Origin of the sequence: Acetobacter pomorum (assembly GCF_002738225.1) — a bacterium.
Classification (GTDB): Bacteria; Pseudomonadota; Alphaproteobacteria; order Acetobacterales; family Acetobacteraceae; genus Acetobacter; species Acetobacter pomorum.
In genome coordinates this window covers 1-948 of sequence record NZ_PEBQ01000155.1, presented here as the reverse complement: position 1 = coordinate 948, position 948 = coordinate 1, and the positions used below count along the sequence as shown (strand labels likewise).

Sequence of the window (948 nt, the reverse complement as noted above, 5' to 3'; positions counted from 1 at the left end):
TGTGTGGTTCCTCCTTCAACGTAATGACCTTGTGACAGGAACTGCGCCAGAACAAAGCCGGTCAGCCCCATTGCCAGCTTCGTAACCCATGTGTTGATCGAATATGCCAGACCAGCCGATCCGGTCGATATTCGCGAATCCCCATCATCCACGGCTTCCGCCAGCAAGGTATAATACAGCGGAGACATCACACCCTGAGCCAGCGCCAGAAGAGCTATGGACAGGAAAAAACCTGTTATGGATGCGCCCGCCACAGCCAGCGCCAGATAGGCTATTCCCTGCACGATCAGGCATATAATCCCGGCGCCAACTGTCCCCATACGCTTGGCACGCGGGCACGCCCGCAAACAGCAGAACAGTGACAAAAGTAATGATATTAGCGCCCAGTTGCTCCGTGCCACCAAGAACAATGCGGGCATAATACAGAGCAAACCCGAACAGAGCCGCCTGCCCCACGAAATAGAAAAACGCGAGCAGATTGCTCAGCACCCATCGCCGATTTCCCAGAAGATGACGCAGCGTGACAAAAAGATCCTGCCGAACGGGTGCTGGCGGATGCCTTACGATGCAACCGCGTGCCACACACATCCACAGGAAAGTACCGAGAACAGACAGAGCCAGCACATAAACTGCCATGCCATACCGATACTGCGCCGCGCTTTCGCCCCCACCCAGCCAGGTGATGGCGGGAATGGTCAGCAGCGCGACAAGCAGCGATCCGGCCTGACAGCCCATCATGCGGAATGCATTGAGACCAACGCGCTGTGAAGCAGAGCGGCTCATCATGACGGCCAGCGCACCATATGGCGTATTGATGCACGAATAGATGGCACCAAACACGATATAGGTTGCTCCAGCCCACACAACTTTCCCCGTAGGCGAAAGCGGCAGAGCCAGAAAGCACAGAAAACCCGTTATACCGAAGGGAATGGCAAGGGAGCGGATCAG

At 56.0% G+C, this 948-nt stretch carries 1 pseudogene; it reads right to left on the bottom strand.

The annotated features are described in order from the left end of the window. A pseudogene (locus tag CSR02_RS12590) lies at window positions 1–891 on the bottom strand (MFS transporter); the annotation flags it as partial. Window positions 892–948: the final 57 nt, after the last annotated feature.